Annotated in this window: 19 protein-coding genes and 1 riboswitch; of the genes, 8 read left to right on the top strand and 11 right to left on the bottom strand. The window is 70.8% G+C overall.

Annotation, left to right across the window (positions count from 1 at the left end):
* Positions 1-2 precede the first annotated feature (2 nt).
* Positions 3-473, bottom strand: a complete 471-nt coding sequence (locus ACN6M5_RS07260) for a TraR/DksA family transcriptional regulator (protein WP_085369760.1) — start codon at positions 471-473, stop codon at positions 3-5.
* Positions 474-566: 93 nt separating this feature from the next.
* Between ACN6M5_RS07260 and ACN6M5_RS07255 the strand changes: the two genes are divergently transcribed.
* Positions 567-860 (top strand): hypothetical protein, encoded by a 294-nt coding sequence (locus tag ACN6M5_RS07255; protein WP_373270194.1) that lies wholly within the window; start codon positions 567-569, stop codon positions 858-860.
* 114 nt (positions 861-974) lie between these two features.
* On the opposite strand, the gene ACN6M5_RS07250 is transcribed toward ACN6M5_RS07255, so the two are convergent.
* The 3 genes from ACN6M5_RS07250 to ACN6M5_RS07240 form a co-directional block, all read right to left on the bottom strand.
* Positions 975-1,463 (bottom strand): glutathione peroxidase, encoded by a 489-nt coding sequence (locus ACN6M5_RS07250; RefSeq protein WP_085369759.1) that lies wholly within the window; start codon positions 1,461-1,463, stop codon positions 975-977.
* 63 nt (positions 1,464-1,526) lie between these two features.
* The gene (locus tag ACN6M5_RS07245) at positions 1,527-2,492 is read right to left on the bottom strand and encodes a sulfurtransferase (protein WP_434949052.1); all 966 of its coding nucleotides are present in this window, start codon (positions 2,490-2,492) and stop codon (positions 1,527-1,529) included.
* Between the two features lie 91 nt (positions 2,493-2,583).
* Positions 2,584-3,969 carry an L-serine ammonia-lyase gene (locus tag ACN6M5_RS07240; RefSeq protein ID WP_434949051.1) on the bottom strand — a complete coding sequence of 462 codons (1,386 nt, stop codon included), beginning with the start codon at positions 3,967-3,969 and terminating at the stop codon, positions 2,584-2,586.
* Between the two features lie 126 nt (positions 3,970-4,095).
* On the opposite strand from ACN6M5_RS07240, the gene ACN6M5_RS07235 reads away from it, so the two are divergent.
* From ACN6M5_RS07235 to ACN6M5_RS07220, 4 genes are all read left to right on the top strand, one after another.
* On the top strand, positions 4,096-4,335 hold the full coding sequence (locus tag ACN6M5_RS07235; RefSeq protein ID WP_085369756.1) for a helix-turn-helix domain-containing protein: 240 nt from the start codon (positions 4,096-4,098) through the stop codon (positions 4,333-4,335).
* Positions 4,328-4,897, top strand: coding sequence for a Clp protease N-terminal domain-containing protein (locus ACN6M5_RS07230; RefSeq protein ID WP_434949050.1), 570 nt, complete (start codon positions 4,328-4,330; stop codon positions 4,895-4,897). Before ACN6M5_RS07235 ends, ACN6M5_RS07230 begins: the two co-directional genes overlap by 8 nt.
* A gap of 117 nt (positions 4,898-5,014) precedes the next feature.
* Positions 5,015-6,019 (top strand): efflux ABC transporter ATPase subunit, DrrA-related, encoded by a 1,005-nt coding sequence (locus ACN6M5_RS07225; RefSeq protein ID WP_434949049.1) that lies wholly within the window; start codon positions 5,015-5,017, stop codon positions 6,017-6,019.
* Positions 6,016-6,834 (top strand): ABC transporter permease, encoded by an 819-nt coding sequence (locus ACN6M5_RS07220; RefSeq protein ID WP_434949048.1) that lies wholly within the window; start codon positions 6,016-6,018, stop codon positions 6,832-6,834. The genes ACN6M5_RS07225 and ACN6M5_RS07220 overlap by 4 nt, the downstream gene beginning before the upstream one ends.
* Before the next feature lie 126 nt (positions 6,835-6,960).
* Here ACN6M5_RS07220 and ACN6M5_RS07215 read toward each other — a convergent pair whose 3' ends face one another.
* Positions 6,961-10,239, bottom strand: a complete 3,279-nt coding sequence (locus tag ACN6M5_RS07215) for an ATP-binding protein (RefSeq protein WP_434949047.1) — start codon at positions 10,237-10,239, stop codon at positions 6,961-6,963.
* Between the two features lie 75 nt (positions 10,240-10,314).
* On the opposite strand from ACN6M5_RS07215, the gene ACN6M5_RS07210 reads away from it, so the two are divergent.
* Positions 10,315-10,899, top strand: coding sequence for a class I SAM-dependent methyltransferase (locus tag ACN6M5_RS07210; protein ID WP_085369752.1), 585 nt, complete (start codon positions 10,315-10,317; stop codon positions 10,897-10,899).
* 103 nt (positions 10,900-11,002) lie between these two features.
* Here ACN6M5_RS07210 and ACN6M5_RS07205 read toward each other — a convergent pair whose 3' ends face one another.
* Both ACN6M5_RS07205 and ACN6M5_RS07200 read right to left on the bottom strand, forming a co-directional pair.
* Positions 11,003-11,494: a CoA-binding protein gene (locus tag ACN6M5_RS07205; RefSeq protein WP_434952345.1), complete on the bottom strand. Its 492-nt coding sequence runs from the start codon at positions 11,492-11,494 to the stop codon at positions 11,003-11,005.
* 125 nt (positions 11,495-11,619) lie between these two features.
* On the bottom strand, positions 11,620-12,918 hold the full coding sequence (locus tag ACN6M5_RS07200) for an O-acetylhomoserine aminocarboxypropyltransferase/cysteine synthase family protein (protein WP_085369750.1): 1,299 nt from the start codon (positions 12,916-12,918) through the stop codon (positions 11,620-11,622).
* 81 nt (positions 12,919-12,999) lie between these two features.
* A riboswitch (guanidine-III (ykkC-III) riboswitch) is annotated at positions 13,000-13,065 on the top strand.
* 11 nt (positions 13,066-13,076) lie between these two features.
* Here ACN6M5_RS07200 and ACN6M5_RS07195 point away from each other — a divergent pair.
* Complete coding sequence (locus tag ACN6M5_RS07195) at positions 13,077-13,397, top strand: DMT family transporter (RefSeq protein ID WP_434949046.1); 321 nt, start codon at positions 13,077-13,079, stop codon at positions 13,395-13,397.
* A 103-nt stretch (positions 13,398-13,500) separates the two neighbouring features.
* Here ACN6M5_RS07195 and ACN6M5_RS07190 read toward each other — a convergent pair whose 3' ends face one another.
* The 4 genes from ACN6M5_RS07190 to ACN6M5_RS07175 form a co-directional block, all read right to left on the bottom strand.
* Positions 13,501-14,517 (bottom strand): YeiH family protein, encoded by a 1,017-nt coding sequence (locus ACN6M5_RS07190; RefSeq protein ID WP_085369748.1) that lies wholly within the window; start codon positions 14,515-14,517, stop codon positions 13,501-13,503.
* 25 nt (positions 14,518-14,542) lie between these two features.
* The gene (locus ACN6M5_RS07185) at positions 14,543-16,324 is read right to left on the bottom strand and encodes a cell wall-binding repeat-containing protein (protein WP_434949045.1); all 1,782 of its coding nucleotides are present in this window, start codon (positions 16,322-16,324) and stop codon (positions 14,543-14,545) included.
* An 86-nt stretch (positions 16,325-16,410) separates the two neighbouring features.
* Positions 16,411-18,000 carry a S53 family peptidase gene (locus ACN6M5_RS07180; RefSeq protein WP_434949044.1) on the bottom strand — a complete coding sequence of 530 codons (1,590 nt, stop codon included), beginning with the start codon at positions 17,998-18,000 and terminating at the stop codon, positions 16,411-16,413.
* Between the two features lie 46 nt (positions 18,001-18,046).
* On the bottom strand, positions 18,047-19,660 hold the full coding sequence (locus ACN6M5_RS07175; RefSeq protein ID WP_434949043.1) for a dolichyl-phosphate-mannose--protein mannosyltransferase: 1,614 nt from the start codon (positions 19,658-19,660) through the stop codon (positions 18,047-18,049).
* A gap of 44 nt (positions 19,661-19,704) precedes the next feature.
* Here ACN6M5_RS07175 and rsmI point away from each other — a divergent pair, with 44 nt between their 5' ends.
* Positions 19,705-20,520, top strand: a complete 816-nt coding sequence (gene rsmI / locus ACN6M5_RS07170; RefSeq protein WP_434949042.1) for a 16S rRNA (cytidine(1402)-2'-O)-methyltransferase — start codon at positions 19,705-19,707, stop codon at positions 20,518-20,520.
* Positions 20,521-20,563: the final 43 nt, after the last annotated feature.

Here is a 20,563-nt window from a genome sequence, read left to right as displayed (position 1 = left end):
ACTCAGCTGTCGACGACCAGCGCGCACCCGATGCACAGCTCGGCGGTGGGCCGGGCGCGCAGGCGATCGACGCCGATCGGCGAGCCGCAGCGCGCGCATGCACCGTACGTTCCCTGCCTGATCCGGTCGAGTGCCGCATCCACTGCCCGGATGTCGTCGCTGGTCTCGCCGCGGAGCGCCTGCAGCCTGCTCCACTCGGACGACAGCGTCGGCCCTTCCGGGTCGTGTTCGTCGTCGGCCGTGGCGTCGGATCGGGCCGAGAGCACGATGCCGAGTGATTCGGCGAGCCGTTCCGCCTCCGCCTGGTCACCGCGTCGTCGCTCGAGAAGCAGAGCGGTCAGTTCCTCGATCTGCTCCCTGGTGAGGTCACCGGCTGCAGGGCGGGAGGCACCGTGGCCGTGGGCGCCGCGCTCCGGCGCATCCAGGTCCTGCCCCCGCAGTCGTCCGTCGTTCAGGCTCGTCGTTCCGTCCATTCGCATCATTGCGCCCCCATCACGCGTGTCCGATCCAGGACAGGGTACGCCTCATCCGCCCGAAATCGGGATGCGGCGCTCGCGTACTCTCGAATGGTGCCGTCGTTCCGTGTCATCGTCTCCGTAGGTCTCCTGCTTCCTGGCGTCCGTCCCGACGCCGTCGTTCCCGCTGCCGCCGCTGCCGTCGCCGAGCTCGCGGTCGTCGAGGCCAGCAGCCTCGACGTGGTCGCCGGCGAAGCCAGGGTGACCGTGCGGTTCACGGCCGACACCGTCGACGACGCGATCCCGGTGGCCGAACACGCGGTGGAGCGCATCCAGAGCCTGGCGCACACCGGGCCGTGGCGGCTCACCGAGCGTGTCGCCGGGCGGTGGTTCCGGCGCGCGTGATCGCGGCGCGACCAGAATGCGCGCCGCTCACACGCATCGCGGCGCAACCCGATCGCGCGCCGCTCACACGCACCGCAGCGCGGCCGAGACGCGCGCCGCAGCCGCGGGCAACCGTCAGGCGGCCTCCGCCAGCGCGCCCTCGATGAGGCCGACGATCGCGGGGTCGTCCGGCTCGACCGTCGGACGGAAGCGGTGCACCTCGCCGTTCGGGAGGACGACGAACTTCTCGAAGTTCCACTTGACCTTGCCGGCCTTGCCCGCCGCATCCGGGGTCTTGGTCAGCTCGGCGTAGAGCGGGTGCTGCGACTTGCCGTTGACCTTGACCTTCTCCATCATCGGGAACGTGACGCCCCACGTCGTGGAGCAGTACTCCTTGATCGCGTCCGTCGACGACAGCTCCTGCAGGAACTGGTTGCTCGGGAAGCCGATGACCGTGAAACCGCGGTCGCCGTACGTCTTCTGCAGCGCTTCCAGCTTTTCGTACTGGGGCGCGAGGCCGCAGCGGGATGCGACGTTCACGATCAGGACGACCTGGCCGTCGAACGCGCCGAGGGAGGTGGTGCCTCCGTCGATGGTGGTGAGTGGGATGTCAGCGAGGCTCATGATGTGAGCTTATGCACGCATACCGGTCGTGCGTCGGGCGTTCGGCGAATCCGAAGCGGGGATTCAGGTTGGGCGTCCGGCGTCCACGACGGCCAGGGGCGCATCCGGGTCGGCCGCCCACTCGTTGAGCGAGGCGTCGTAGATGGCGACGTCGTTCCGGCCGAGCACGGCCAGCGCCAGCGCGTCGGAGGCCGCCGCGATTCCCGCAGCGCAGTACGCGACGATGCGGCTGTCCGTGGCGAGCACGTCCGCGAACGTCGCGCGCAGCGCGGCAGCGGGGAGGAACGCGTTGGTCTCGCGGGAGACGAGCCGCACGGCCGGGGCGCTCACGCTGCCGGGGATGTGGCCGAGCCTGCTGCGCGCACCGGCCTCGCCGCTGAACTCCTTCGGCGGGAGGCCGCAGACCAGCGAGGCGTCCGCACTGCCGTCGAGCACGGCGGCGATGTCCGCCTTCGACACCCAGGCGTCCGGCCGCTCCTCCGCGAGGAAGCCCGCCGCCGCGCGCGGTTCGACGTGCCCGCGCTCGACGGGCCGCTCCTCCGCCTTCCACTTCACCGCGCCGCCGTCGAGCACGGCCACCCGCTCGTGCCCGAACGCCCGGAACAGCCACCACAGCCGCGCCGCCCACTGCCCGGCCGACGCGTCGTACACGACGACGGTGGTGTCGGCGTCGACCCCCACCGACTCCGCCGCCGCCTCGAACCCGGATGGGGTCGGGCGGCTGAACGGGTACGGCCCGGCCGGGTCGCTGAACACGTCGAGCAGGTCGGCGAACACGGCGCCGGGAACGTGGCCGTCGACCAGGTACTGGTCGAGCCCGCTGACGGACGTGGGCGAACCGTCCGGGCGAGTGGATGCGACGACGGTCGCGTCGAGGATCACCAGGCCGTCCGAACCCAGGTGGTCGGCGAGCCACTGCGTCGACACGAGCGGTCCGGCCAGCGCCGCGCCGAGCGGGTGTGCGGACGTGTCGGCTGCGAGGTCGATGGCTGGGCCGGTGGTGGCAGCAGGGTCGGATGCGTGGGTCACGGCACCACGCTAACCAGCGGCCTCCGATCCGCCCACCGTCTGCGCAATGCGGCGTAACGCGCATCCACACGCCGTCATGTGGCGGGCGCGCTCAGCACTCGATGACGTTCACCGCGAGACCGCCCTCGCTCGTCTCCTTGTACTTGGTCGACATGTCGAGCCCGGTCTGGCGCATCGTCTCGATCACCGTGTCCAGCGAGACCAGGTGCGAGCCGTCGCCGTGCAGGGCGAGGCGCGCGGCCGACACCGCCGTCGACGACGCGATGGCATTGCGTTCGATGCACGGGATCTGCACCAGGCCGCCCACCGGGTCGCAGGTGAGGCCGAGGTGGTGCTCCATCGCGATCTCCGCCGCGTTCTCGACCTGGCGCGGGGTGCCGCCGAGCACCGCGCAGAGCGCACCGGCCGCCATCGCGCAGGCCGAACCGACCTCCGCCTGGCAGCCGCCCTCCGCGCCGGAGATGGAGGCGTTGGCCTTGAACAGCGAGCCGATCGCCGTCGCCGTGAGCAGGTACTTCCGGATGCCTTCGGCCGACGCCCCGGGCACGAACCGCAGGTAGTAGTGGGCGACCGCCGGCACGATCCCCGCCGCCCCGTTCGTCGGCGCCGTGACCACGCGGCCACCGGACGCGTTCTCCTCGTTGACCGCGAGCGCGAACGCGTGCAGCCACTCGATGGACGTGTCGCGGCCCGGTTCGTCGCCGACGCACTCGAGGTGCTCGCGCATCGCGGCTGCGCGGCGCCGGACGCCGAGGCCGCCGGGCAGTGTGCCGTCCCCGGCGAGGCCGTTGGCCACGCACTCCGCCATCGCCGACCAGATCAGGTCGAGGCGTTCGCGCGTCGCCTCTTCGCCGTGGATCGCCGCTTCGTTGCGACGTGCCACCTCGCAGATCGGGATGTCCAGGGTCGCGCACAGCCGCAGCAGTTCCTCCGCCGAGTCGTACGGCAGTGGATGCGCGGCGCGCGCGGCCAGGTCCGCCTCCTCGCCGTCGCGCCGGATGAAGCCGCCACCGATCGAGTAGTAGGTCTCTTCGAGCAGAGGGAGCGCATCCACGGCACCGTCGTCGCTGGAACCCCAGGCCGTGATGGTGAGGGCGTTCGGGTGGCCGGGGAGGCGGGTGCGCGGTTCGAAGGAGATGTCGTCGCCGCTGATCGGGATGGCGCGGCGGCCGGCGAGCAGCAGGGTCGACCCCGGACCGAGCCCCGCCCAGACGCCGCGGACGTCTTCCGGACGACAGGTCTCCGGTTCGAGCCCCGCCAGGCCGGCCAGCACGGCATCCGGGGTCCCGTGGCCGATGCCGGTGGAGCCGAGGGAGCCGTACAAGGTGCAGGTGACCTGGCTGACGCGGTGGAGGAGACCGTCGGCGAGAAGCCGCTCGGAGAAGGCGCGCGCTGCCCGGAGGGGGCCGACGGTGTGCGAACTCGAGGGGCCGATGCCGACGGAGAAAAGGTCGAAGGCCGAGACGTACGCTGTCACTTCATCAGTCTACGTCGGCAGTCGTGCACGATTGCTGCGTCGTGGCGCTCTTCCGCGCACGGAAACGTCGTCGCGATTTTAGCAACCAAGGTTGACAATTCGGTCTAAGCAACCTAAGTTGCTCACATGGGACCAACACAGACACCAGCACCCATCGGCGGAGCGGCGGACGGACTCGCCTCCGTCGTCGCCCTCCGCGAACTCGCCGACCGGCTCGAAGACGCCGAGGTCGAGCGGGCACTCCGCGACGGCTGGACCTGGAGCCAGATCGCCGACGCCCTCGGCGTCACCAGGCAGGCCGTGCACAAGAAGCACCTGCGCCGGGTCGCGGCAGCAGGCATCGAACTGAGGAGGCGCAATGCCTGAGAACAGCACACCAGAACACGACGACCCGATCGAGCCTCAGGACCCGGTCGAGCGCGACGAGACCCGCGACGACCGCCGCCTGTCCCGCTCCCTGCGCGCCACGGTCATCCGGGCCGTCGAGGAGGCCCGCCGCCGCGGCGCATCCCTCGTCGAGGCGGAGCACCTGCTGCTCGCCCTCGCCGCCGCCAAGGGAAGCAGCGCCCAGCGAGCCCTCGCCGCCTCCGGCCTCGACCACGCTGGCATCGAGGCGGCCCTCCGCGCCGAACGAGACGCGAGCCTGCGCGCGGCGGGCGTCGAGCCGGTGCCGGAGGAACGGCTGACCGCTGCGCCGCGCATCGCCCGGCCGCGCTGGGGTGCTTCGGCCCGGGATGCGCTGGTCAGGGCGCACAACATCGCGGGTCGTGGGCATGGCCGCGACCGCGACCGCGACGGGCGCACGGCGGAGGCCGACCTGCTCGCCGGCATCCTCACGATCGAGCTCGGCACGGTTCCGCGGGCGATCGCCATCGCGGGCATCGACAGGGCGACCCTGCTCGCCGCCGTGCTGCGCCCCGCGGCGTGAGAGAGCCCCACTTACACCGCTTCCTCTTCGCTGTAAGCGCCACGTAAGCGCCGTGTAAGCGCGCCCAGGAAACATCGTCAGCATCAACTCGAATCCCATCCATCAGGAAGGATCACCATGACCACCAGCTCAGAATGGGCGGTCGAAGCCCACGGGCTCGTCAAGGTCTTCGGCGACAACCGCGCGGTCGACGGCGTCGACCTCAGCGTCCGCGCCGGAACCGTCTACGGTGTGCTCGGCCCGAACGGCGCAGGCAAGACCACCACCATCTCCATGCTCGCCACCCTGCTCAAGCCGGACGCCGGCGAGGCCACCATCTTCGGCCACGACATCCGCAGGGAGCAGCAGGTCGTCCGCCAGCTCATCGGCGTGACCGCGCAGTTCGCGTCGGTGGATGAAACGCTTTCGGCCACCGAGAACCTCATCATCTTCTCCCGGCTGCTCGGCCTGAGCCGCGCGGAGGCGAAAGCCAAGTCGGAGGCTCTGCTCGAAGAGTTCGGGCTCGCCGAGGCGGCCAAGCGTCCGCTGAAGAAGTTCTCCGGCGGTATGCGCCGCAGGCTGGACCTCGCGGCCAGCCTCATCTCTCAGCCGCCTCTGCTGTTCCTGGACGAGCCGACCACCGGACTCGACCCGCGCACCCGCGCACAGATGTGGGACACCATCCGTCGTCTGGTCTCCACCGGTTCGACTGTGCTGCTCACCACGCAGTATCTGGATGAGGCCGACCAGCTTGCTGACCGCATCGCGGTCATCGACACCGGTCGGGTCGTCGCGGAGGGCACGGCGGATGAGTTGAAAGCCTCCGTCGGCCAGTCATCGCTGCAGCTTCGGTTGGCAGACACGGCCGACATGGAGGACGCGCGCCGCGCCATCGCCGCCGTGCTGGGCGTGGACGCGGTCATCTCTCCCGAGGGCTCGCGGATCACCGCGCCGATGCGCGACCCGGATGCGGTCACCGACCTGTTCGTGACGTTCCGCGAGGCGGGCATCCACCTCACCGAGATGTCGGTCCAGAAGCCGACCCTCGACGAGGTCTTCCTCACCCTCACCGGCCACGGGGTCGACGAGGGCGATTCCGGTCCTGGCGAAGTCGCCGCAGCAGCAGAGAGGGTCGACGCATGAGCGCCATCACCGCAATCACCCCGCCGTCCGAGCGGAAGCTGAAGAACCACGTCAGCCTGTCCCAGTCCGTCGCGAACTCGTTCACGATGGCGTACCGCGGTCTGCTGAAGATCAAGCGGACACCCGAGCAGCTGATGGATGTGACGCTCCAGCCGATCATCTTCACGCTGATGTTCACTTACATCTTCGGTGGGGCCATCGCGGGGAACATCGTCGACTATCTGCCGACGATCATCCCCGGCATCCTGGTGCAGACCGTGCTCACCACGTCCGTCGTCACGGGCGTGCAGCTGCGGGAAGACATGGACAAGGGTGTGTTCGACCGGTTCAAGTCGCTCCCGATCGCCCGCATCGCGCCGCTCGCCGGTGCGCTGCTCGCCGACACGGTCCGCTACACCATCGCGACGGCGCTGACGTTCGTGATGGGCTACATCATGGGCTACCGGCCTGGCGGCGGCTTCGGCTTCGTCGTGCTCGCCGGTCTGCTGGTGATCGCCTGCTCGTGGGCCATCAGCTGGATCTTCGCGTTCTTCGGAGTGATCGCCCGCACAGCAAGCTCGGTGCAGGGAATCTCGTTCCTCGTGCTGTTCCCGCTGACGTTCCTCTCGAACGCGTTCGTCGACCCGAAGACGATGCCGGCTCCGCTGGAGTGGTTCGCCAACATCAACCCGGTGTCGCACCTCGTCAACGCGGTCCGCGACCTCGCCAACAACGGCACCTTCGGCACCGACGGCTGGCTCGCCCTCCTCGGCGCAGCGGTCATCGTCGCGGTGTTCGCGCCGCTCACCGTCCGCGCGTACATGCGCAAGGCGTAACCCGCCGCGTCCGCTCAGGCGGAACATCGGCACGACGCGCCGTCCGCGTCTCCGTTCCCACGGAGATCCGGGCGGCGCGTCGCGCTTTCTCCGCGCGAGCGGAGCGCGCAGCGGCGCTGTCCGCCCTCAGTAGCGCAGCGACTGCAGCAGCGCGTATCCGGCCGTCGTCGCCTCGTCGCGCGGAAGCTCGGCGGCGGCGGCGGCCGCCGCGTCCACCCGCTCGGCGCCGTGCGCGGCGACGAGCTCGTCGCGCAGCAGGACCCGATTGAGGCTGGGGAGGTCTTGGCGGGCGTTCATCCGGGTGGCCAGCCCGTACATCCGGAAGCCGGCGTCCAGCCAGACCGGGTCGGCGGCTCGCTCGTTCGACGGTTCGAGCATCCATCCGGCCAGGCCGAGCAGGCCGCTGCCGACCACGGGCTTGTCCACGTACGACGACTGGAAGCGGTGGCTGACCAGCATCCGTTTGCGCAGCTCCCTGGCCAGCTCGGCGACCCGCTCGGGCCCGGCCACGTCCGGGGACCGGTGGCCGACCCGCTGCAGGGCGAGCAGCGCCGCCCCGGCGAGGATCACCAGCCACGGGTTGGTGATCGCGTCCGACCGGCCGAACACGCCGACCGATTCGAGGAAGAGCCGGACGCCTTCCGCGTCGTCGCCCTCCAGGAGCGCGATCTCGGCGAGGCCGGCGTAGGCGACCCCGAGGTAGTCGACATAGTCGAAGCCCGTGTCGTCCTGGTCGCGCAGGTAGCGTTCGAGAAGGTAGCGGCCGCGGTCGAGCTCGCCGAGCGTCACCGAGTTGATCGCCACGATCCAGTCGATCTGACGCACGTCGCCCATCGCCTGCAGCTGCCCGAAACCGAACTGGGCGCGGTCGGCCCACAGGATCGCCTCGGCCGGATGCGCCAGCTCGCTGTGCACCTGCGCGAGCGCCTGGGCGGCGGACGCGGTGGTCCAGGTGTCCTCCGCGGCCAGCGCCTTCTCCCAGGCGCGCTGGGCGCTCTCGCTGGCGCCGTCGAGGTCGCCCGCGTTCTCGGCGAACTGGGCGAGCAACAGCTCGCCCATCGCGGCGAGCCCGGGGTCCTGGGACGACCTGAGTCGTTCGAGGAGCGCCATCGTCTGAGCGATCCTGCCGCCGAGGGAGACCGCGTCGGCCAGGGCGTTGAGGCGATCGTCGCGGAGGGCGGCGGCGCCGCGTGCCCGCTTCAGCCGGCTGATCGCTCGGAGCGCGGTGCGGTGCTCGGTGAACAGGAACGTCCCGCCGAGGATCGTGTACGCGGCGACGGCGTCGATGCGTTCGTCCTCGACCTCCGGCTCCCAGCCGGCCAGCGCCTCCATCACCACGGGACTGAACCCGACCACCTCGGTGTGCGCGCTGCGCAGCGACCAGTAGTACGCGAGCGTCGCGAACACGGCGACGATGGTCGGAGCATCCCGGTGTTCGAGCGCGACGCGCAGGATCGCGACGAGGTTGTCCTGTTCCACCGTCACCCGCCGGAACTGCGGAACCTGGTCGCGCCCGCTCATCCTGCCGAGCGCATCCCGGGCGAACGTGCGCGCCCACGCGGCCATCCGCTGCTGCACGAGCTCGGTCTCCCCGGCCTCCGCGAGGGCGAGGTCTCCGAACTCGCGCACCGTCTCCAGCTGGTGGTAGCGCACGACGCCGGTCTCGTCCTCGGTGACGGTGACGAGCGACTGGCTGACCAGCGCATCCAGGTCGTCGAGCACGCGGGCGGCGTCCTCGCCGGACACCGCCTCTGCGGCGGTCGAGCTGAACCCGTCCGGGAACCGCGACAGCCGCCGCAGCAGAGCGCGCTCCGACGAGCCGAGCAGGTTCCAGCTCCAGTCGATGACGGCCAGCAGGGTGCGGTGCCGCTCCGGGGCGGTGCGCTCTCCGCCGGTGAGCAGCGCGAAGCGGTTGCCGAGGCGGCGGGCGATCTCGTCCACCGACATCGACCGCGTGCGTGCTGCTGCCAGCTCGATCGCGAGCGGGAGGCCGTCCAGCCGTTCGCACAGCTCGGCGACGGTGTCGAGCGGCAGGACGACGCCGGGTCTGGCCGCGCGCGCCCGCTCCACGAACAGGTCGACGGCCGGACCGCGCAGGGAGTCGGCCCCTCCGGCATCCCGTGCCGTGCTCGGCAGCGAGTCCAGCGGGTAGACGTGCTCGGCGCCGATCGCCAGCGGCGCCCTGCTGGTGGCGAGCACCCGCACGGTCGTCACGGATTCCAGGATGTCGGCGATCCACGCCGCCGCCGCATCCACCACGTGCTCGCAGTTGTCGACGATCAGCAGCGTCTCCCGCTCGCCGAGCACGCCCAGGATGCGCGAGCGCAGGTCGACGCGCGCGCCGGGATCGCCCGGACGGGTGGCGTTGGCCTCCCGGATGCCGAGGGTGGAGGCGATGGCGAGCGTCACGTCGTCGCCGGTGCGCACGCTCGCAAGCTCCACGAACACCACCGACGGGATGCGCAGAGCCCGGTGACCGACCTCCTGCGCGAGCCGCGTCTTGCCGAGCCCGCCGGCGCCGAGGATTGTGGTGAGCCGGGAGGTCGCGATCAGGTCTTCGAGCGCATCCAGGTCGTACTCGCGGCCGATCAGCGCGTTGGGTGCCGCGCGCAGGCCGATCCGCAGGCGCGACGGTGCAGGCGGGGCGGGCGGCGCGTCGTCCTCGACCAGCAGGGCGGCGTTGTACGCGACCAGCTCGGGGCCGGGGCGGGTGCCCAGCCGGTCGAGCAGCGTCTCCTTCACCTCGGCGAACACGCGGAGGGCGTCGGAGCGCCGCCCGGCGGCGTCGAGGGCGCGCATCCGTTCGAGGTGGAGCTGTTCGTTCAACGGGGCGGCCTCGGCGAGGCGGCGCAGGTCGTCCAGAGCTGCTTCCGGGTCGCCGAGCAGTCTGGCCGCCCTCGCCCGCAGGAGCAGCAGTTCGTCGTGGAGTTCCGCGGCCGTCCTGCCCAGCGCGTCGGCCAGGGGAGTGCCGCCGAGTTCTCCGCCGGGCTCTCCGCGCCAGAGTGCGAGAGCGGCGGCCGTCTCGGCGGCGATGGTCGCCGCATCCCCGTCCCTGTCCGCCTGGCGCGCCCGCTCCAGGTGGCGGCGGGCGAGCCCGAGGTCGGTGGCCGCGTCGTCCACCCCGAGGGCGTACCCGCTCGGCGTGGACTCCAGCAGCCCGTCGGCGGTGACCGTGCGGACGCGGGAGACGAGCGTCTGCAGCGCTGCCCGCTCCTGCCGCGGAGGGGTGTCGTCCCACAGATCGGAGACGAGCGACGGCACAGACAGCGAACCGCGCGCGAGCACGAGCGCGACGATCAGGCTCTTCCCGAGCACGCCGGAGGGTTCGGCGAGTGCACCGGACCTGTCCTCGACCAGCACGGGGCCGAGGATCGCGATCCGGGGGGACGACGGCCGAGACTCCACCTGCCGATAGTAGCGAGCGCAGCCGACGGCGAGCCCCACCCGCGCGTAGGCTCAGGGCGAAGGCGAAGGAGGATCATGGCGTTCGACTGGTCTGAGTTCTACACCGCCCAGGGCGGACGGGGTGTGCGGGGCACGTTCCTCAGCGGCCTCGACGCCTGGCAGGGGGATGCGCCCGGCGACGCCGTCGACCTCGGCTGCGGCGACGGCATCGAGACCGCCTATCTCGCCGAGCGCGGCTGGCGCGTGCTGGCGGTGGATGCGGACCCCGGCGTCGAGGAGCGCGTCACCGCGGCCGTCGGGCCGGAGTCCGCCGACCTCGTCGAGGTGCGCAGCACCGGCTTCGAGACGCTCGGGGCGCTCCCGGCGAGCGACTTCGTCTACGCCGGGTTCGCGCTGCCGTTCTGCGACGCGACGCACTTCCCGTACCTGTGGGCGGACATCCGGGATGCGCTGCGCCCTGGCGCGATCTTCGCGGGCGAGTTCTTCGGCCCGCACGACGAATGGTTCGGCCGCCCCCGGATGAACTTCCACGACCGCGCGGGTGTGGAAGGCATGCTCACCGGCCTCGAAACGCTGCACCTGGCCGAGGAGGACCGCCGCGGCATGTCCTTCGAGGGCCCCAAGCACTGGCACGTCTTCCACGTCGTCGCCCGAGCCTGACCCCGTCCCGCACGTCCCGCCCCGCAAAACAATCGAGTTCGAAGTTGTTCACGCGACACGCCGTCGCGAGCGTGAACAACTTCGAACTCGATTGTTCAGGGGCTCAGCGGAGGGTTTTGCGGGCGGTGATCTGGCCGGTGTCGAAGCCGAGGAGGTGCAGGCCGCCGTGGAAGCGGGCGTGCTCGATCTTGATGCAGCGGTCCATCACGACCGTGAGCCCCTTGGACTCTCCGTACTCCGCGGCCTCCTGGTTCCAGATGCCGAGCTGCACCCAGATGGTGGGGGAGCCGACCGCCAGCACCTCGTCGATCACGGCGGGCAGGTCGCTCGGCTTGCGGAACACATCCACGATGTCCGGCACCTCGGGCAGCGACGCCAGGTCCGGGTATGCCTTCTCGCCCAGGATGGTGTCGGCGTTCGGGTTCACGAAGTAGACCCGGAAGTCGGTCGACTGCTGCAGGTATGTGCCGACGAAGTAGCTGGAGCGCGCGGGGTTGGGCGATGCGCCGACGATCGCGACCGACTTCGCCGAGCGCAGGATGCGCAGCCGCTCCTTGGCGTCCGGACCGACCCAGGTGCGCTGCGACTTGAGCAGCTTCGCCAGCGGGGAGGAGGCGGGGACGGCGCAGCTCAGCCCGTTGGCCAGTTGCACCTGCTCGGTGCCGCCGGATGCGCCCGATGCTCCGGATGCGCCGGATCCGGCAGCGGTGTCTGCGATCGTCATGCGTTCGTCTCCTTCACGGCGATGGTGAGGGCCTGATCCAGATCGTAAATGATGTCGTCCACGTCTTCGATCCCGACGCTGATGCGCACGACGCCGGGCAGCACGCCCGCATCCAGCAGCTGCTGCTCGGTGAGCTGCGCGTGGGTGGTCGAGGCCGGGTGGATGACGAGCGTCTTGGCGTCGCCGATGTTGGCGAGGTGGCTGGCCAGGTTCACCGACTCGATGAACGTCTGGCCGACGGCGCGACCGCCCTTGACCACGAAGCTGAACACGCTGCCAGCGCCCTTCGGCAGGTACTTCTGCGCCCGGTCGTGGTGGGGATGCGCGGGGAGGCCCGCCCAGAACACCGACTCGATGCGCGGGTCGGCGTCCAGCCATTCGGCCACGGCGCGGGCGTTGTCCACGTGCGCCTGGATGCGGTACGGCAGGGTCTCGACGCCCTGCGCGAGCAGGAAGGCGGAGTGCGGGGCGAGCGAGGGCCCGATGTCGCGCAGCTGCTCGGCGCGGAGGCGGGTGAGGAAGGCGTATTCGGCGAAGTTGCCCGACCATTCGAGCCCGCCGTACGAGGGGACGGGCTGGCCGAACAGCGGGAACTTCTCGCTGTGCCAGTCGAAGCGTCCGCTCTCCACGACCACGCCGCCGAGGGTGGTGCCGTGGCCGCCGAGGAACTTGGTGGCCGAGTGGATGACGATGTCGGCACCCCACTCGATCGGCCGGTTGAGGTACGGCGTCGCGATGGTCGAGTCGATGATGAGCGGGATGCCCGCCGCGTGCGCCACCTCGGCGAGGCCTTCGATGTCGGCGATCTCGCCGGACGGGTTCGCGATGGTCTCCGCGAAGAGCAGCTTGGTCTTGTCGGTGATCGCCGCGGCGTAGTCCGCCGGGTCGGCGCTCTGGACGAACGTCGTCTCGACCCCGAAGCGGCGCAGGGTGACGTCGAGCTGGGTGATCGAGCCGCCGTAGAGGTTGGCGGAGGCCACGATGTGGTCGCCTGCGCCGGCGAGCGAGGCGAAGGTGATGTACTGCGCGCTCAGGCCGCTGGCGGTGGCGACGGCGCCGAGGCCGCCCTCCAGGCTGGCGACACGCTCCTCGAACGATGCGACGGTCGGGTTGGCCAGGCGTGAGTAGATGTTGCCGTACTTCTGCAGCGCGAAGCGGGCGGCGGCGTCCGCGGTGTCGTCGAAGACGAACGCGCTGGTCTGGTAGATCGGGAGGGCGCGGGCGCCGGTCACCGGATCGGGGATGTTGCCCGCGTGAATCGCACGCGTGCGGAAGCCGTATTCGCGATCTGCCATGCGGCCACGCTACCGGAGCGCGGGATGCGCATCCCTCCGCCGTCGTAACAGACCGCAACCGGGCCTTGTGGTACAGTTGTGCTAGATCGCGTGATTCGCGATCCCGGACGACGGATCAGTACCCGGTGCGCGACAAGACTGGCCAACGGGAGTGAATCATGTCGTGGATCGTGCTCGTCGTCTCCGGTGTCCTCGAAGCCGTGTGGGCCACGGCGCTCGGGCGCTCGGAGGGCTTCACCAAGCTCTGGCCGTCGGTGATCTTCGGGGTCGCGCTCGTCGCATCCATGGGTGGGCTCGCCTACGCCATGCGCGACATCTCGACCGGCACCGCGTACGCGGTCTGGGTGGGCATCGGTGCGGCGCTCACGGTGCTCTACGCCATGCTCTTCGGCGGAGAAGGCTTCTCCCTCGTCCGCGCGTTGCTCATCGTCGGCCTCGTCGGCTGCATCGTCGGCCTCAAGCTCACCTCCGCCCACTGACCCGCGCCCCCAAACAATCGAGTCCGAAGTTGTTCACGCGACACGCCGGGGGTGGGCGTGAACAACTTCGGACTCGATTTTCGGGGCGGTCGGCGGCAGGCGGTCAGGAGAGGTGGACGGCGGCGAGGGCAAGGGCGGCGATGATGGCCCAGGAGAGCAGGCCGACCGCCAGCGCGCGCCAGCCCGTGCCGAGGAGGGTGCGCAGGCGCACGGCGGTGCCGAGGCCGAACAGGGCCATCGCGAGCAGCGCGGTCTGCAGGGTGTCCGCCCCGGACCGCACCACCTCGGGCAGCGGGATGAACGACGCCACCAGCACCGCCAGGATGAACCCGGCCACGAACAGCGGCACGATCGGCGGGCGCTTGGCCGCCGGGTCGCCCTCGACGTGACGGCGGCGCTCGACGACGGACGCGACCGCGACCATCGGCGCCAGCATCAGCACGCGCGTCAGCTTCACGACGACGGCGACGGCGAGCGCGGCCGGACCGGCGAGCTGCGCGGTGGCGACCACCTGACCCACGTCGTGCACGCCGGCGCCCACCCAGTGCCCGAACTGCAGCGAGCTGAGGCCCAGTGGATGCCACAGCACCGGCAGCACGAAGATCGCGAGCGTCCCGCACAGCGTCACCAGCGCGACCGGCGTCGCCGTCTCCTCGTCCTTCGACTTGACGACGCCGCTCATCGCGCCGATCGCCGACGCGCCGCAGATCGAGAAGCCGGTCGCGATCAGCAGCGGCTGATGCCCGGGCAGCCGGAACAGCCGCCCCAGCCACATCGTGCCGACGAACGTCACGAGCACGATGGCGACCGTGCTCAGGATGGTCACCCAGCCCAGGTCCGCGATGTCACCGAGGCTGAGCTTCAGCCCGAGCAGTACGACGCCGATCCGCATCAGCCGCTTGGCCGCGACAGACAGTCCGGGGGAGAGCGCACCGGTCACGGCCGGGCGTGCGAACGGCAGCTGCCCGACCACGATGCCGAGCACCACGGCCGCGGTCAGCAGCGGGACGGCGGGGACCAGCCAGTGGATGCCCCACGCGACCAGGGCGGCAAGAGCGGCGGCCGCCACCCCTGGAACCCACCGGGGTGGGGTGCGGGTGGCGGCCGACGGACTCTGCATTCCTCCTATTGTGGCCGAACGGGGCCTAGTGCTTGTCCCGCCCTGCCGTGATGGCGGCGTTCAGCTTCTTCGGGTCGAGCGTGGCCGGCGACGAGTCTTTCGACGTCTGAGTAGAAGCCGAACCGAGTTCGCCGCTCGACCCGTACAGTCCCGGTGCGCAGTACGTGATCTGCTTCGCGGGGTCGAAGGTCAGCACGTTCGGGCCACCGACCGCCCAGTAGAGGGAGACGCCTGCGACGGTCGAGTCGGTGAACTCGCCGTACGGGATGCAGTCGGGCACGGCGAGCAGCAACGGCGATCCGCTGACGCCGGCGATCGCGGAGACCGAGAGCGCGTCCGGGAAGCCGAGCGCGCTCGCGACGAAGGCGGTGTCGGCGAAGGGGAAAACCTCCTTGTTGACGGCCTGGGCCGTGCCGAACCGGTCGCCGCCCGCCAGCCGCAGCACGGTGGGGACGCCCAGCTTCTCGAGGTCGCGCTGGATGCCCGTCGACACCGAGTTCACACCACCGGCGATGTAGATGCGCATCGGCGCGAGCGTCGTGATGAGCTGTTTGGTCGCCGCGTCGAGCGATCCGGACCAGCCGTTCACCAGGACGAGCGGGCTGTTCTGGTATCCGGCGGCCGAGCCCGCCACGAGGGCATCCGGGAAGGCGTTGCCCGTTGCGATGAACACGCTGGTGACGCCTCCGGCAGGGAATGCGGCCGATGCGACGGCCCTGGAGGTGGCGAAGCGGTCGTCGCCGGAGACGCGGGTGACGTTCGGTGCGAGCTTCTGCAGCTGCGCGAACGCTGAGGCGCCGACGGCGGCGAGACCGCCGACGACCACGATCTTCGGCGGCGCGAGGGTCTTGATCGCGTTGACGACGCTGGCGGGGACGAAGTCCTGGCGGGTCATCAGCAGCGGGCCGCCGGAGCGGGCGGCTGCGGCGCTCGCGCCGAGCGCGTCGGGGAAGTTGACGCCGTTCGCCACGTAGACGACCTTCGCCTTGCCTGGCCCGTACGACCCGAGCGCGATCTGCACGGAGGTGTCGAACCGGTCGGCTCCCGCGATGCGCCCTCCGTACCACTGCCACGGTCCCGCGGTGCCGTCGATGCCCGTGACGTTCTGGCCGGCGGTGATCGTGATCGGCTTGGAATCCCAGAGGGAATCTGTGTGGTCGTAGTAGCTCGTGGCGAACCCGGGCTGGGTCGCGTTCGAGTCGGCGAACCGCACCACGTACTCGCCGGCGGCGAGACCCGCGAGCTTGTAGGCGCCGCTGCCGTCGATCGTCGCGGCAACCTCATTGAACTGTTCGAACAGCCCGGTGGTCGGGTTGAGGCGGTAGGCGACGAACCCGTTGGCGGTGCCGTTGGTCCCCGTGACCGTTCCGCTGATCGAGCCGGCGATCGGCTGGGTCGCGGTCAGCCCGGACACGTCGGCGTTGCCGACCGTGACGACCTGCGCCGAGTCCTCGAACACGCCGCCGACCCACGTCCCGGCGTTCTTCCCGTCCGCCGTCGCACGGAACTGCACGCGGTATCGGCCGGGCGTCACGCCCGGCACGCTCCAGGTGCCGTTGGAGGTGGTTCCGAGCAGCGACTGCCGTGGCGTGCTGCCCGTCAGCGGAAGGAGGAGCACGTACGACGACTCGCTCGTCGTCGTGCCACCGCCCGCGACGTCGTAGTTCACGGTTCCGCTGACGGTGTATGTGGAGGCGGCCGTCGCAGCGGTCGGGGCGAGGGCGAGCCCGGCGACGGTCACCGTCGCGGCTACTGCTCCGATGAGCAGGTTTCTGAGGGAGCGCGCGGGGCGCCGAGTGTGGGTCACGGGCTGAGCGTACCGGTCAGCCGGTCCACATCACTATGCCCTTATCGGGGTATATGCCTTTCCGTGTCCCAACGCGTCCGAACGCGTCACAGCGCCGCGAGCAGCGCCGTCCCGTCCGGCACGCCCAGGCCAGTGCAGGCGTCCCAGCCCGCCGTCGCCGTGAACGCTCCGTTGTCGCCGGTCGTGATGTCGCGGAAGCCCGGGGCCACCTGCCCTTTCTTCACCGAGTCGTAGAGTGCGGGCTGGGCGAGCCCGAGGGGTTTCCCCGTCGACTGCACCAGCCGGGCCACCAGCGCCGCCCAGAGCGGGGCGACCGCGCTCGTGCCACCGATCACCAGTTCTTTCCCGTCCACCAGCACCCGGTATCCGGTCTGCGGGTCGGCCACCGCAGACACGTCGGGCACGCCGCGGCCGCTCGGTCCGTTCGCGCTGCCTCCCGCATCCACGCCTCCGGCTCCGACGGGAACGCCCACGTTCTTCTGCCACGAGGGCTGGGCGAAGGCGGCGCTGACGCCCCCTCCCGTCGCACCGCCGCCCGAGCCGTTGTTCCACACCGTCTCCGACTGCACGACCCCGGTGGATGCGTCGGCGCTCAGCCGGGTGCCTCCGCAGGCGAGGGCGTGCGGCGACGACGCGGGGAAGTCGACGTGCGCTTTCCCGTCTCCGACCCTGTCGCTGCTGCCGTCGTCTCCCGCGGCCGCCGTCACGGTGACGCCGAGGGCAGCGGCGTCGACGAGCGCCTGGTCGAACGCCGTGCGCGCCTGCGCCGTCCAGGCGTCCTCGGACTGCCCCCAGCTGATGCTGATCGCCGCGGGGGTCGGGTCGGCGTGTGCCGCGGTCGTCACCGCATCCACGAATCCGGCGTCGGTGTTGGGTGCGAAGTACACGACGATGTCGGAGCCCGGGGCGAGGGCGCCGGCCACCTCGATGTCGAGCATGACCTCGCCGTCCGCACCGTTCGGGTCGGAGCCCGGCTGGTTGGAGCCGCCGTCGACGCCGACGGCGGTCACGGTCGGCCCGGTGATGCCGAGGCCGGAGAAGTAGGTGTCGAGGTCTTTCTGCTCGTATCCTCCTCCGAGCTCGATGATCGCGATGGTCTGCCCGCTGCCGTCCGTTTCGGCGGGGAAACGGTAGATCGCGCCCAGTTCGAGCGGCGTGTAGCTCGTGCTCACCGCCCGGGGGCGGGCGACCCGGAACAGGGCGCGCGCCTGCGGGCGGTCGTCGAGGCCGAGAACGGCGGTGATCACCCCGTCGAGGGCGGCCGGGATGCTCAGCCCGCCCGTCCGGCTGCGGTGGGTGAACTCGCGGTCCGCCGCATCCCGTGCCGTCGCCTGGTCGAGGTCGGTGCCGAAGACGCGGCCGAGCTGGGCGGCCGTCCCGGACACGCGCACCCGGCGTTCGGCGGCGCTCGCGTCGAGGACGGTGAGGCCGAACTGGGTCATGGTCGACGTGACGAGGTCCAGGTCGGCCGTGGATGCGCCGTACGTCTCGGCGAAGTCCGCCCTGCTGACCGGCGTGGTCAGGGCGTCATCCGGCAGGTCGGCCTGCCGCCGGAGCACGAGGGTCGCCTCGACCGTGCTGGCCGGGTCGATGGCGGCGTGGGAGGTGACGCCGGGCGTCTCCGGCCGTTCGCTGCCGGGGAGAGGGACGAGGTCGATCGGCTGGTTCGCATCCATACCCCACGGTCTACCACCCGCCACCGACGGGCGACAGGCCTGCCGGTCAGACCCAGCTGGGCAGCCACATGTGGATCTGCCAGTACCAGAACGGCACCTGCTGGGCCGTCCAGAGCGGCCAGAAGAAGATGCTCACCGCCGTCGCGACCAGCAGGAACAGCCCGACCCAGATGATCCCGCGCGTGCGACGCGGGGAGGGGTCGCCGCGTTTGCCGAGCACGATCCCGATCACCGCCGTCAGCCCGAGGATCAGGTACGGCTCGAACGCGATGGCGTAGAACTCGAAGATCGTGCGGTTGATGTAGAGCAGCCACGGCAGATAGCCGGCGGCGAGCCCGGTGAGGATCAGCCCGACCTGCCACTCCCTGTACCGGATGACGCGGTAGACCAGGTAGAACACCGCCGCGGCCGCCGCCCACCAGATGAGCGGGTTGCCGAGCGAGGTGATCGCCGACGAGCAGGCGTTGGCCGTGCATCCGTTCTCGCCGAGGTTGGAGCCGACGTAGTACATGCTGGTCGGCCGGATCATGAACAGCCAGGTCAGCGGGTTGGCCTGGTACGGGTGCGAGACGTGCAGGTTGATGCTGTAGTTGTACATCTCGGTCTGGTAGTGCCAGAGGTTCTGCAGCCAGAGCGGCACCCAGGAGAGGCCGCCGCTCCACTGCATGTGCGTCGACTCGGCCCAGTGCCGGTAGTAGCCGCCCTTCGTGAGGATCCAGCCGGTCCAGGTGGCGAGGTAGCTGACGAACGCGATCGGCACCATCAGCACGAACGTCGCAGGAGCCTGCTTCAGGATCGCCCCGCTGATGTAGAAGGGGAGCCCGACCCTGCGGCGCGCGACGATGTCGACGACCACCGTGTACACGGCGAAGAACGCCAGGAAGTAGAACCCGCTCCACTTCACGCCGGCGCAGAGCCCGCAGAGCAGGCCGGCGGCGAGCAGCCAGGGCCGCCACCACAGCACGGGACCCCAGGCCGGATCGCGGCCGGCCGCCCACGCGGCGTGCACCCGCTCGGCGAGCCGGGTGGCGTGCCATTGCCTGTCGAGCAGGATGCACCAGAAGGCCAGGAGCGCAAGGAACATCACCGAGTTGTCGAGCAGCGCCACCCTGCTCATCACGATCGCGTGACCGTCGATGGCCAGCAGGAACCCGGCGATCGTCGCCAGCAGCGTCGACGCGAACAGCTTCCGCGCGATCAGGAACACGACGAGAACGGCCAGGATGCCGACCACAGCCGTCGAGATGCGCCAGCCGAACGCGTCGCCGGCGCCGAACGCAGCAAGCCCGGCCGCGATCATCCACTTGCCGAGCGGTGGATGCGCCACGAACGACGGATCGGACGTGAAGATGTTCGTGTTGCCGCCCGCGAACTGGGCGTCCGCCTTGTCCGGCCAGCTGCCCTCGTAGCCGAGGTGCATCAGCGAGTACGCGTCCTTCACGTAGAAGGTCTCGTCGAACACCAGCGCGTGCGGGTACCCCAGGTTCCAGAGCCGCAGGATCGCGGCGAGCAGCGTGACGGCGACGGGGGCGCCCCAGTACCAGAGCTTCATCCGCAGCGGGGTGCGGAGCATCCTGGCCCACCAGTCGTCGAGCCTGCTGCCCGTCGGCTCCGCCGGAGGAGGCGCGATCGGGAGGCCGATGGCGGGTGTCGAGGTCACCAGATCATGCTAGAGGGTGCGTCTCCGGGTGACAGACTCGATGCATGATCATCCTCGCGGCCACCCCCATCGGCAATCTCAAGGACGCCTCGCTCCGGCTGATCGAGGTGCTCGGCTCCGCCACCATCGTCGCCGCGGAGGACACCAGGGTGACGCAGCGGCTGCTCGCCGGCCTGGGCATCGAGAACCGCCCGCGTCTGATCGCCCTGCACGACCACAACGAGCGGGACAAGGCGGCCGAGCTGGTCGAGCTGGCGAAGGACCAGGATGTGGTCGTTCTGTCCGACGCCGGGATGCCGACCGTGTCCGACCCTGGCTTCCACCTCGTCGAGGCCGCGGCGGCCGCCGGGGTCGGCGTCACCGCCATCCCCGGCCCGAGCGCCGTGGTGACGGCGCTCGCCGTGTCCGGCCTGCCCACCGACCGGTTCACCTTCGAGGGCTTCCTGCCGCGCAAGCAGGGCGAACGCCTGAGCACCTTCCGCGCGCTGGCCTCCGAGCCGCGCACGATGGTGTTCTTCGAGTCGCCGAACCGGCTCGCCGCATCCATCGCCGACCTGGCGACGGTGCTCGGCGACGACCGGCGCGTCGTGGTCTGCCGCGAGCTCACCAAGCTGTTCGAGGAGGTCAAGCGGGGCACCGCGGCCGAGCTCGCGGCCTGGGCGGCGGAGGGCGTGCGCGGCGAGATCGCGATCGTGGTCGCCGGGGCGGAGGCGCGCACGGTCGACCTGGAGACCGGCGTAACACAGGTGCTCGCGCTTGTCGCGGGCGGCGTGCGGCTCAAAGACGCGGCGGGCGAGGTCGCGGAGGCGACGGGCCTCGGCAAGCGCGACCTCTACCAGGCCGCACTCGACCGGAAGTGACCCCCCCGACGGTAATACGCCAGGATGCGCCCCGGCGCGCCCG

Source organism: Leifsonia araucanica, assembly GCF_051161895.1.
Lineage (GTDB): Bacteria > Actinomycetota > Actinomycetes > Actinomycetales > Microbacteriaceae > Leifsonia.
This window is presented reverse-complemented; position numbering and strand designations above follow the sequence as displayed.

Coding starts and splice junctions, on each gene's coding strand:
- ACN6M5_RS07235 (WP_085369756.1), top strand. CDS start 4,096: ATGGGACCAACACAGACACCAGCACCCATCGGCGGAGCGGCGGACGGA.
- ACN6M5_RS07195 (WP_434949046.1), top strand. CDS start 13,077: ATGTCGTGGATCGTGCTCGTCGTCTCCGGTGTCCTCGAAGCCGTGTGG.
- ACN6M5_RS07200 (WP_085369750.1), bottom strand. CDS start 12,918: ATGGCAGATCGCGAATACGGCTTCCGCACGCGTGCGATTCACGCGGGC.
- ACN6M5_RS07220 (WP_434949048.1), top strand. CDS start 6,016: ATGAGCGCCATCACCGCAATCACCCCGCCGTCCGAGCGGAAGCTGAAG.
- ACN6M5_RS07210 (WP_085369752.1), top strand. CDS start 10,315: ATGGCGTTCGACTGGTCTGAGTTCTACACCGCCCAGGGCGGACGGGGT.
- ACN6M5_RS07260 (WP_085369760.1), bottom strand. CDS start 473: ATGGACGGAACGACGAGCCTGAACGACGGACGACTGCGGGGGCAGGAC.
- ACN6M5_RS07250 (WP_085369759.1), bottom strand. CDS start 1,463: ATGAGCCTCGCTGACATCCCACTCACCACCATCGACGGAGGCACCACC.
- ACN6M5_RS07190 (WP_085369748.1), bottom strand. CDS start 14,517: ATGCAGAGTCCGTCGGCCGCCACCCGCACCCCACCCCGGTGGGTTCCA.
- ACN6M5_RS07230 (WP_434949050.1), top strand. CDS start 4,328: ATGCCTGAGAACAGCACACCAGAACACGACGACCCGATCGAGCCTCAG.
- ACN6M5_RS07180 (WP_434949044.1), bottom strand. CDS start 18,000: ATGGATGCGAACCAGCCGATCGACCTCGTCCCTCTCCCCGGCAGCGAA.
- ACN6M5_RS07255 (WP_373270194.1), top strand. CDS start 567: ATGGTGCCGTCGTTCCGTGTCATCGTCTCCGTAGGTCTCCTGCTTCCT.
- rsmI (WP_434949042.1), top strand. CDS start 19,705: ATGATCATCCTCGCGGCCACCCCCATCGGCAATCTCAAGGACGCCTCG.
- ACN6M5_RS07225 (WP_434949049.1), top strand. CDS start 5,015: ATGACCACCAGCTCAGAATGGGCGGTCGAAGCCCACGGGCTCGTCAAG.